General features: G+C 58.5%; 11 protein-coding genes. 7 read left to right on the top strand and 4 right to left on the bottom strand.

Features of this window, described 5'->3' with window-relative positions; translation table 11 throughout:
- Positions 1-310: 3-hydroxyacyl-CoA dehydrogenase family protein (locus M0D69_RS42380; protein ID WP_301787760.1), on the top strand; the 310-nt coding region annotated here is incomplete at its 5' end.
- A gap of 126 nt (positions 311-436) precedes the next feature.
- On the opposite strand, the gene M0D69_RS42385 is transcribed toward M0D69_RS42380, so the two are convergent.
- Together M0D69_RS42385 and zwf are read right to left on the bottom strand one after the other, a co-directional pair.
- The gene (locus M0D69_RS42385) at positions 437-571 is read right to left on the bottom strand and encodes a hypothetical protein (protein WP_301787761.1); all 135 of its coding nucleotides are present in this window, start codon (positions 569-571) and stop codon (positions 437-439) included.
- Between the two features lie 916 nt (positions 572-1,487).
- The gene (zwf, locus tag M0D69_RS42390) at positions 1,488-2,951 is read right to left on the bottom strand and encodes a glucose-6-phosphate dehydrogenase (protein WP_301787762.1); all 1,464 of its coding nucleotides are present in this window, start codon (positions 2,949-2,951) and stop codon (positions 1,488-1,490) included.
- A gap of 681 nt (positions 2,952-3,632) precedes the next feature.
- Here zwf and M0D69_RS42395 point away from each other — a divergent pair.
- The 5 genes from M0D69_RS42395 (at position 3,633) to M0D69_RS42415 (ending at position 7,163) form a co-directional block, all read left to right on the top strand.
- The gene (locus tag M0D69_RS42395) at positions 3,633-4,031 is read left to right on the top strand and encodes a hypothetical protein (RefSeq protein WP_301787763.1); all 399 of its coding nucleotides are present in this window, start codon (positions 3,633-3,635) and stop codon (positions 4,029-4,031) included.
- Positions 4,032-4,161: 130 nt separating this feature from the next.
- Positions 4,162-5,139, top strand: coding sequence for a homoserine kinase (locus tag M0D69_RS42400; protein ID WP_301787764.1), 978 nt, complete (start codon positions 4,162-4,164; stop codon positions 5,137-5,139).
- Positions 5,140-5,142: 3 nt separating this feature from the next.
- Positions 5,143-5,961: a BPSS1780 family membrane protein gene (locus M0D69_RS42405; RefSeq protein WP_301787765.1), complete on the top strand. Its 819-nt coding sequence runs from the start codon at positions 5,143-5,145 to the stop codon at positions 5,959-5,961.
- 182 nt (positions 5,962-6,143) lie between these two features.
- Positions 6,144-6,596: a MarR family winged helix-turn-helix transcriptional regulator gene (locus M0D69_RS42410; protein ID WP_301787766.1), complete on the top strand. Its 453-nt coding sequence runs from the start codon at positions 6,144-6,146 to the stop codon at positions 6,594-6,596.
- A gap of 147 nt (positions 6,597-6,743) precedes the next feature.
- The gene (locus tag M0D69_RS42415; RefSeq protein ID WP_301787767.1) at positions 6,744-7,163 is read left to right on the top strand and encodes an organic hydroperoxide resistance protein; all 420 of its coding nucleotides are present in this window, start codon (positions 6,744-6,746) and stop codon (positions 7,161-7,163) included.
- A 146-nt stretch (positions 7,164-7,309) separates the two neighbouring features.
- On the opposite strand, the gene M0D69_RS42420 is transcribed toward M0D69_RS42415, so the two are convergent.
- Both M0D69_RS42420 and M0D69_RS42425 read right to left on the bottom strand, forming a co-directional pair.
- Positions 7,310-7,483, bottom strand: a complete 174-nt coding sequence (locus M0D69_RS42420; RefSeq protein ID WP_075645337.1) for a DUF3563 family protein — start codon at positions 7,481-7,483, stop codon at positions 7,310-7,312.
- 129 nt (positions 7,484-7,612) lie between these two features.
- Positions 7,613-8,758, bottom strand: a complete 1,146-nt coding sequence (locus M0D69_RS42425) for a PHB depolymerase family esterase (protein ID WP_301787768.1) — start codon at positions 8,756-8,758, stop codon at positions 7,613-7,615.
- A gap of 270 nt (positions 8,759-9,028) precedes the next feature.
- Here M0D69_RS42425 and M0D69_RS42430 point away from each other — a divergent pair, with 270 nt between their 5' ends.
- Entirely contained in the window at positions 9,029-9,724 is a 696-nt protein-coding gene (locus tag M0D69_RS42430) for a phosphatase PAP2 family protein (protein ID WP_301787769.1), read from the top strand.
- The last annotated feature ends 224 nt before the right edge of the window (positions 9,725-9,948 follow it).

A 9,948-nucleotide genomic window follows, 5' to 3' on the forward strand; every position in this document is an offset into this window, starting at 1 on the left:
CATCGTTCGTCTCGTTGCCTGCAGCATAGCAGGCAGCCTCATTGCGACAAAGCCGGAAAATGTCGCGACAGCACCGGAAATCGATGCCGGGATGCAACTAGGTGCGAATCAGCCCCTTGGCCCGCTAGCTCTGGCAGACCTGATCGGCCTCGATGTCTGTCTATCTGTGATGGATGTGTTTCTGAACGACTTCGGGAATTCCAAGTATCGTGCCTGCCCACTCTTGCGAGAAATGGTGGCGGCGGGGAAGCTTGGCAGGAAGACCGGACGCGGTGTGTATGTCTACGACCAGGTGCCCATGCCGCGTTGACATGACGTCTGAGGTGGTCGCTCGCAATTCCATCCTTATTGTTGGGCCTCAAAAGATCAGAATCGGTGGTCCCGGACAGCGCTGGATAATTGCGTTGACCCTCCCGTTGCACGGGTGCGACCCCGCTCAGAGATCCGAGCGGTCCTGCACCGACGGACGGTCGTCGCGCTTCGGCCGAAGCTGTGTGGCAAGTCTCTGCACCTGAATGAGCGCCACCGTATTGGAGTTCGATTCACGCGCAACTAAAAGCGTGGTGCTCACTCCATGATTTTCCCCTCTTTGTGGACGATACGGCGAGCGTGTTCACCCAGTAGTGCCGTATAGCTGAAGTCGAGAGAGCAGCACGCCAGTTGGCCAACGCCCACCACTATCCGTTTTTCGAGGCTCTGCTCAATTCGATATGAGTTCGCGACCCGGTCAGGTTCTCGCGCCAGTGGCGTAGAGATGGTCGACGCAGTATGCGCTACCGTTCAACTGATTCTTCTCGCAGCCGTTCCACATGCATTTTTCAGCCGTATTCTCTCCACGAGACTGAGCAAGATATTCCTTACGCAGGGCCTCGTCTGAAGCACTCCAGCCTTCCGCATTTGCGACCTTTACCGCAAGCTGAATCTGATACTTGTCCCATTCATCAACAGCCCATAGTTGCCCACACGTCGGACATCGCAAAAGCGCCCTCCAGTGCGCAGTATCCACACATCGGAAGCCGGGAAACAGTGCAGGGAAAGTCCCGTCAATCCTGCGTATTGCCGGATGGTCGCGGCAATCACAATTCATGTGCTTACCGTAGTCGCTCATCGCTGCACGACCGTGACGGCAATAGCACGGATCAGCTCGTCAAACCTTGCCCGCCTTCGTGTTATCAGGGCTGACGCTGACAATTTGAACCTATCCATCCGTCGCCAAACAGTTTCATTTCAATTATTATATTAGTCATCCTTGTAATTTCAGGTTGGCTCATCAAGACGGTCTTATCGCAACCGAATCCGTGCGACAGCGACAGGCCGCGTTCGGTCATCTTTCTACGAGGTCCGGAAGGCTGAGCTTGTAACTCTGGTACCAACGCATGCACAAAACGATGATTTCGCGGAGAGGCCCACTCAACCGCGGCACACAGCCAGAAGGGCTCACATCGACGAGTTATAACAGTACGAGGTATCTCTAACACCGAATCGAGTCAACTACCCAACGCGTTTGGATCCCGCCACGCCCTCTCAAATGGAAGCCGCCACGCCCGGGGCGCGACGAGCTGATGGATGGCGTTTGGCCCCCACGAGCCCGGAGCGTAGAAGCGAACGGGAGGGGGCGATTCGAGCAAGGCCGTCGATACTTCCCACAACCGTTCGATACCCTCAGCGGTGGTGAAAAGCGTACGGTCACCGCGCATGGCATCGAGGATCAATCGCTCGTAGGCTTCCAGTACTTCACCAATCAGGCCGGTATCGCGCATGGCGAACTGCAGACTCAGTTTGTCCAGCCGCATCCCGGGACCCGGGCGTTTCCCATAGAACGAAAGCGACATTTTCGAGGCGTCCGCCAAGTCAAACGTCAAATGGTCCGGTCCCTGTGAACCGACACCTGATCCAGCCGGAAACATGCTCTTCGGTGGCTCGCGAAATGCGATGGAAATGATCCGTTGCCCCTCGGCAAGCCGCTTTCCTGTGCGCAGATAAAATGGAACGCCGGCCCAGCGCCAATTGTCGATCGAACATTTCAACGCGATGAATGTTTCCGTTTCCGATTCCGGACTTACTCCATCCTCGGATCGATAACCGGTGTACTGCCCCCGGACAACGTCAGTTGGCTGTATCGGCAGCATGCTACGAAAGACCTTATTCTTTTCCTCGCTAATGGGCGACGGTTCCAGCGACGTCGGTGGCTCCATCGCCATGAACGCGAGAATCTGAAACAGGTGCGTGACGACCATGTCGCGAAATGCGCCTGTCTGTTCATAGAAACCCGCGCGCTTGCCGAGGCCTAGCGTTTCAGGCACGTCGATCTGAACGTGGTCGATGAAGTTGCGGTTCCAGATCGGCTCGAACAGACCGTTCGCAAAGCGGAAAGCGAGAATGTTCTGAGCGGGCTCCTTCCCCAGAAAATGATCGATCCGGAAGATCTGCTCTTCTTCGAAGACTTCGTGCAACCGGGCATTCAACGAAACAGAACTTGTCAGATCCGTTCCGAATGGCTTTTCCATGATGATCCGCGAGCGTTCCACGAGGCCCGCTTCCTTGAGCATGCCGACGGCTGAGAGCGCGGCGTTAGGCGGAACGCTCAGGTAATGCAGCCGCCGACACTCGCCATCGAAGCTCAGTTCGGCATTCAGCACCGCTGCCTTGAGTGTCTCCGCGCCGGCTGTCAGCGGCAAATAGTCAAGATTGGCGGCGAAGGTGTCCCACTCCGGCTGTGCGACCTTGCGAGAAGAAAACTCGTCGAGCGCTTCTCGCGCCGTGCGGCGAAATTCGTCAATGTGAATGTTGTCGAGTGCGACGGCAATGATTCTGCAGCCCGGAATGAATCCTGCACTCGAGAGATGAAACAGGCCTGGTAAGAGCTTGCGTCGCGCCAGATCGCCGGTGGCGCCGAACAGAACGACGACTTGTGGGAATTGTGGACCCACCCCTGCAGAGATCTTGACCATCGTGCAAATCCTTTCTGGGTTGTCAACGCCTGGCGAAGAGAATGCGAAAGAATGCATCCGGCACCTTGCCTCGCGCAAGTACCTCAAGGGAGCGTTACAAACCTTGGGGTAATCTCCGAGAACACACTTGTGCCAATTTCAATGCACACGACGACGGCTATCTTCTAGGGGAAACTGGGGAACAAGTACATGAGAAAGGCGCTTGCCCGATGTGGATGGGAGGCGCCCTGAGCGAGTCAACTCTCAATCGTGCGGCTGATGTAGGAGTCGCGGGCAACGCACGGACTCAGTGTGCCAACTATGGGCTCGCGTCGCAGCGTTCACCTCCGGCAGTGCGCACTGTGCCCTGCGATTTCCTTAGTCCAGAACCGACGAAGGAGGATGTCTGAGGGCACGGGGACGGGAAAGTACACGCGTTAGTACACGAACCAAAAACTTCTGCGCCAGCGGCTTGACAGGCAACCCTGACAGAGACGCGCTTACCTCTTGTGAAATCGACATTAACACGGAAGAACCACGCGCCCATGAACACCCCTTCCGTCGATGCGTTTCTTCAACACGCCCCGCCGCGCCAGCACCCTTTCGATGAAACCAGCGCAAAATAAGACTTTTGCGACGGGTTCAACGTCCCTTTAGCGAGTGCGTTTTGCTAAAATTCGGGCACTCATCTGGAGAAACATCATGAAGCCGCTTCAATCTGTCGCTATCGCGGCCATTCTCGCCGCAGCCAGCATGGGCGCATTCGCGCAATCGGCCCCCGCGACGGATGAACCTCCGGCGCACGCCATGTCGCCGGAAGAAAAAGCCGGGCTGCCGGACCTGAAGGCCATCAACCGGCCCGCTGCGCAAGTCAGCTCGAAGGTCGAGATTTCGCCCCCGCGTCTGCCGAGTTATCACGAACAAAGTACGAACGGCACTGAAATCACCGAATACCGCGACAAGGGCAAGCCGGTTGAAATCGACGTGCGCTCGAACTTCGGCACGCGTTATCAAATGAGCGCGCCGGCGGACACGTCACCGACCGTGCGCGATAACGGCAAGCCCAGCACGCGCCTGCCGTCGTGGAATCTGACTTACTGAGCACTCACCGCCCGCTGCTAGTTTCATACGCCGATCCCAGCGTTGCGTCGCCGTCTCACGGCAACGCGGCGCCTGACTGACGCACGCCGTCGGTCCGCCCGCATTCCAACCTTCATCGACGCTCTCCCGCATGGCCGTATTCACTGCTGTCACCGATTCCCAGCTCACCGACTGGCTGCAAGATTACGAACTCGGCGAAGTCGTCGACTTCCGTGGCATTGCGTCCGGCATCGAGAACAGCAACTTCTTCCTGACGACCACGCGCGGCGCGTATGTCCTGACGATCTTCGAGAACCTCACCGCCACGCAACTGCCGTTTTATCTCGATCTGATGCGCCATCTGGCACATCACGCCGTGCCTGTTCCCGATCCCATGCCGCGCCGCGACGGCGCGCTTTTCGGCGAGCTGAACGGCAAGCCCGCGACCATCGTCACAAAGCTGGACGGCGCGCCGGAACTGGCGCCGGGACCGGCGCACTGCATTGAAGTGGGACAGATGCTCGCGCGGCTCCACCTGGCCGGCCGGAATTTTCCCGCGTATCAGCCGAATTTGCGCAGCCTCGCGTGGTGGCAAGAAAACGTGCCGGCCGTGCTGTCGCATTTGAGCGACGGCCAGCGCGCGTTGATCACGAATGAACTCGCCCATCAGGCGGCGTTTTTCGCATCGGACGAGTACCGCTTGCTGCCCGAAGGCCCGTGCCATTGCGACCTGTTCCGCGACAACGTGCTGTTCGCGCATCCAACGGCGGATGAAACGCGGCTTGGCGGGTTCTTCGACTTCTACTTCGCCGGCAACGATAAATGGCTCTTCGATGTCGCCGTCTGCGTGAACGACTGGTGCATCGACCTGGCCAGCGGCGCGCTTGATATGGCGCGGGTCGACGCGTTGCTGCGCGCCTATCAGACGGTGCGGCCGTTCACCCCGGCCGAAGAGCATCACTGGAACGACATGTTGCGCGCGGGCGCGTTGCGCTTCTGGGTGTCGCGTCTCTATGATTTTTACCGGCCACGCGAAGCCGAGATGCTAAAACCGCACGATCCCGGCCATTTCGAACGCATTCTGCGCGAGCGCATCAAAGTTGCGCCTCCTCCCGTTCACGGTAATTAATCAATGCAATTGATCGAAGTCCCCGCCAAAACCGGTTATGTGTGGTTCCGCCAGGGTATCTGGCTGTTTCGCCGGAATCCGCTCGCGTTTCTCACGGTGTTCTTCGCCTATCTGTTCGCCATGACGCTGATTTCGCGGCTGCCGCTGATCGGTCCCGTGCTGCCGCTGCTGCTGATTCCAGGTGTAGCCGTGGGATTCATGGCGGCCTGCCGCAATACCATCGCCAAGAAGCCGGTCTGGCCGACGGTTCTCATCGACGGCTTTCGTGCTTACGGGCAGATCGTCGCGCGCCGCCTGCTGGTGCTCGGCATGATCTACGTTGTCGCAATGGGTCTGATCTTCGCCGCGTCCGCGCTGGTCGATGACGGCCTGCTGCTCAACATGATGCTCGGCAACGGCCCGGCCGGCGATCCGGAAACCGTGGCGGCGAGCTTCAATCCGCTTGCAGTGCTGGTTGCCATGATCTGCTACCTCCCCGTCGCCATGCTGTTCTGGTTCGCGCCGATTCTCGTCGCTTGGCACGACGTGCCGCCGGTGAAAGCGCTGTTCTTCAGCTTTGTCAGTTGCTGGCGCAATCGCGGCGCGTTCGTCATTTACGGCGTGTTGTGGATCGGGATTGCGCTCGCCGTGTCGTTCGGACTGAGCGCATTGATGCAAGTGCTCGGCGTCGCACAGGAAATGGCGCTCGCGGTATTGATGCCGGCGTCCATCCTCGTCACGACCGCGTTGTATTGCTCGTTTTACGCGACATATCGCGGCTGTTTCAGTGTGCAATCGGAGGATTCACCCGATATTCCCGACCTGTCTGGACCCCCGGCGTGAGTCTTTTCTCCGCTTTTTGTTTGCGATGATCAGGCGCCGATGACTGTTTAGTCATCGGCGTTTTGTTTTTGAGACTTCTGGGCTCGTCGTGAACCGAGCGCGCGCCGCTTCCTTAGTGTGCTAAATATTTGCGTACACTACCGTTATCTCCCGTTTTTTAGCGCACGCAAAGCGCGACCGCCATGACCTCCTCACCGCAATTCCCGCTCGAACTCGACGCCCAGCTTTGCTTCGCGCTGTACTCAACCTCGCTCGCGATGACCAAGACGTACAAACCGCTGCTCGACAAAGTCGGGCTGACTTATCCGCAATATCTGACGATGCTGGTCCTGTGGGAAAGCGACGATCTGACCGTCAAGCAAATGGCTGAACGGCTAAGTCTCGATTCAGCGACCATGACGCCTCTGTTAAAACGTCTCGAGGCGCAAGGTTACGTCAAGCGCGTCCGAGGTGTTGAAGACGAACGGCAAGTCCATATCCGTCTCACCGACGCCGGCCGTGCGCTGAAACGCGCTATCCGCGATATCCCCGGCGAAATCTATTGCGCGGCCGGATCGGACGCCGACCGGCTGATCAAGCTGCGCGACGATCTGGTGCAATTGCGCGCGTCGCTGACAAAACACAATCAAACCTGATTCCCCCGATAGCAATAAACAATCGTCCTTGTGTCAATTTAGTTTGCACACAAATGATTATCGCGATATATTTATTTCCGTTGGCACTGCGTTACCGAACACCCCACTTTCTGCCGCCGGGCGGCAACCATCGAACAGGAGAACATCATGAGCATCCTTTACACAGCAACCGCAACGAGCACGGGTGGCCGCGACGGCCGGGCAGTATCGTCGGATGAAAATCTGGATGTGAAATTGAGTGCGCCGAAGGAATTGGGCGGCTCGGGCGCAGCCGGCACGAACCCGGAACAACTATTCGCCGCCGGTTATTCGGCGTGTTTCCTGAGCGCGATGAAATTTGTTGCCGGTCAGCAAAAGAAGACCATTCCCGCCGACACAACGGTCACCGCCTACGTAGGCATTGGCCCGAACGACAAGGGCGGCTTCGCGCTAGACGTCGAATTGCGTGTTTCGCTGCCGGGACTGGACGCGGCTGAAGCGCAAAAGCTTGTTGATACGGCCCATCAGGTGTGCCCGTATTCGAACGCGACGCGTAACAACGTCGACGTACGCGTCAAGCTGGTCTGAACCAGAGCGCTCGGGGAACTCGCCCCAGGCTTGGTTCACCAACCGCCAGACGCAAAAATGCCGGCCTTCGTGGCCGGCATTTTTTTGCTTCGACAACGCCGATTTCGGCGTGACGAATCCTGCTTGTCCTTCTACTGACTAACGAATTACTGCGCGAGCCACGAGGGATGACGCGACGACGCGCGACGATCCAGCTTCTGCATGCGGTATTCGAGGTCGTAAATGTCAGTGGCTTCGGCCAGATAAGCGTCGTTGCGCTCCTTGTCACGCTGGTCGGCGGATTTCGTCAGGAACAGGAAGAGGCGGCTGAGCAGATACATGGTGAACCTCGCTTAATGATTAGGGTAAGTACCTAGTGCTTTGAACGAAGTATAGGGTAATCCCTAAGCAAATGCTAGCGCTCAAAAAAGAATCGCATTGATACGAAAGGCTTTTTTACAACACTTGAGTTAAACCAGCGTCTCGTCGCGCACCGCTGAATGCACGCGGCGCTGATATTTGAAGAACTCCCACAGCATGGCCGATGCATCCGGTCCTTTGGACGAATGGAACTGCACGGTGTCGTCGCCGCCGCTCCAGGCATGGCCCAGGCCGCGCACGATGCAGGTCCTGATCACGCGCCGCCCACCTTTCACGTAATCCGTGACGGTGCCATCGGCTTGCGTTTCCTCGCGGCGTTCGCCGTTACGCCAGGCGCCGTTTGCGTCGGTGAAATGATTCAGGCGCAGGAATTCCGTTGTCAGTTGCTCGGCATTGATCTTCGATACGACCGAATCCAGCTCTCCGTGCACGATCACGGCCGGCATGCCGGGATAATCCGCGACGTCGACCGCTGCGTCGATCAACCCGACCGGATCGCTGCGGCTGCCGCGGCGCATGGCGTCCATTGCGCCGATTGCTGAATTCGCGTCACCGAAAACCACGCCTGAATGCAAACCGACAGCCGCGAACAACGACGGATACTTGACGGCGAGCATTGCTGCCAGTCCGGCACCAGCCGACATACCGGCCAGATAGATGCGTTCGGCGTCGAAACGATGCCGCGCGACAACCTCCTGCACCAGAGAGACGACCGCCGCCGCTTCGCCCCCGCCGGAATGGGCGGAATCTTCGTACCAATGCCAGCATCGGTGGACGTGCGCCGTCTTCGATTGCTCGGGGTACAGCACGGCGAATCCGAAACGATCGGCCAAGAGATTGATGCGCGTACCCTGCGCGAACTCTTCAGCCGATTGTTGGCAGCCGTGCATCATCACGACCAGCGGCATGCCCGCAAGCGATGCGCCGGTCGGCAGATACAACGCGTATGCCAGATGATTGACGAATCGGCCCGCCGTCGGGGGTGCCGAGTGAAACGAACGGCTCCACTTGCCCACGGCCCATGCCGAAGCGCGCGGCCGGACCCGCGACTCTCCAAGAACGCGCGGTTTTGCGCTAGCTTTTGGCTTCGCGACTGCCGGTTTGGCCGCCTTGGCCGCCTTGGCGCGAACGGGCCGCGCCGGAGCGCGCACTTTTGGCACTCTCGGCGGTGCGATCTGCATCGCTACAAGGCGTTTCAAGCCTCGTAGCCAGAGTTTGGTTAGGCTTTTTGGCATCGAATTAGGGTCCGCACAGGAAGAAATGGATCACCAAACCCTTCGGGCGTGGCGAATGTTGTGCACTGCACAATAGCATTTATTGAGCGACCGTGCGCGACTCAGAGAATTTCACATTGCGTCACGTTGTAGTCAACTCGGCACACAATGCAGGCACGTTGCAAGAACTTCGTGTTAATTCGTCGATACTTTTAGACTTCCTCTAAAAATTTCGGAGCGCGTCTGGCAGGTATACTGTCCGCTTTCCACCGCTCTGCAGAATCAATCTTCATGCCTGACTTGCCGCTTTCGCTTTGGCTTTCGATTACGTCGCTCGGCAGCGTCGGCGTTATGATTCCGCTCGCGCTCGCGGTTGCCGGGTGGCTTGCGCTTGGTTATCCGTGGCGGTATGCGGCGTGCTGGCTGGCCGTGCTCGGGGGCGCCAGCGTACTTGTGGCGCTCACGAAAATTGCGTTCATGGGATGGGGTGTCGGTGTGCGCGACCTGGATTTCACGGGAATCAGCGGGCACGCGATGGTGTCGTCGGCGGTATTGCCGGTCGCCTTGTTCGTCGCGTGTTTGCCCGGGCGCCGATGGCTGCGCGCGCTCGGCGTCTCGACGGGAGTGCTGCTCGGGATCGTGGTCGGCGTGTCGCGGATCTTGCTGAACGCGCATTCGGTGTCGGAAGTGGTGATCGGATGTGCGCTCGGCGCGCTCGCTGCGCTGGTATTCGTGGTGTTCGCCTGGCGCGCGGAATCTGGAAAGCTGTCACCGGCGCCGGTTGCCGTCAGTCTTGCGATGGTGGCCATCACGCTTCACGGGATTTCCGTGCCGACGCAGCGCTGGATTACGGATATCGCGCTGCATTTGTCAGGCCGTGAGCAGCCGTATATTCGTGCACGCTGGAAGGCCGGGCGGTATGACAAGCCTGTCGCGGCGCCGTCGCAACATATCGATGTGCGGTTTCCAGGGGCCTCGGAATCGTAGGTTTGTTTTCGTTCGCACTCGGTCGGGGGGGGTTGCTGGCGCTCGTGGGACTGGGTTAATGCCGGGTTGCTGCTTTCAGCGTCTGCGGTCGTTATGTCTTAGCTGTTCTCTTTATCACTGTTAGCCACTGTGCGTGGCGGCACGTCGTTTCTTTGTCCAAAGCGGCTTTGGACAAAGAAACGAAGCAAAGAAAGCGCTTTCCAACCACGGGCGAGTTAGTGTCC

It is taken from the genome of Caballeronia sp. SEWSISQ10-4 2, assembly GCF_030464885.1.
Classification (GTDB): Bacteria; Pseudomonadota; Gammaproteobacteria; order Burkholderiales; family Burkholderiaceae; genus Caballeronia.

What these genes read in the sequence shown, in the direction of transcription:
- M0D69_RS42420 (WP_075645337.1), bottom strand. Translation starts at nt 7,483, where the DNA reads ATGTATCTGCTCAGCCGCCTCTTCCTGTTCCTGACGAAATCCGCCGAC.
- M0D69_RS42405 (WP_301787765.1), top strand. Translation starts at nt 5,143, where the DNA reads ATGCAATTGATCGAAGTCCCCGCCAAAACCGGTTATGTGTGGTTCCGC.
- M0D69_RS42410 (WP_301787766.1), top strand. Translation starts at nt 6,144, where the DNA reads ATGACCTCCTCACCGCAATTCCCGCTCGAACTCGACGCCCAGCTTTGC.
- zwf (WP_301787762.1), bottom strand. Translation starts at nt 2,951, where the DNA reads ATGGTCAAGATCTCTGCAGGGGTGGGTCCACAATTCCCACAAGTCGTC.
- M0D69_RS42425 (WP_301787768.1), bottom strand. Translation starts at nt 8,758, where the DNA reads ATGCCAAAAAGCCTAACCAAACTCTGGCTACGAGGCTTGAAACGCCTT.
- M0D69_RS42395 (WP_301787763.1), top strand. Translation starts at nt 3,633, where the DNA reads ATGAAGCCGCTTCAATCTGTCGCTATCGCGGCCATTCTCGCCGCAGCC.
- M0D69_RS42415 (WP_301787767.1), top strand. Translation starts at nt 6,744, where the DNA reads ATGAGCATCCTTTACACAGCAACCGCAACGAGCACGGGTGGCCGCGAC.
- M0D69_RS42430 (WP_301787769.1), top strand. Translation starts at nt 9,029, where the DNA reads ATGCCTGACTTGCCGCTTTCGCTTTGGCTTTCGATTACGTCGCTCGGC.
- M0D69_RS42400 (WP_301787764.1), top strand. Translation starts at nt 4,162, where the DNA reads ATGGCCGTATTCACTGCTGTCACCGATTCCCAGCTCACCGACTGGCTG.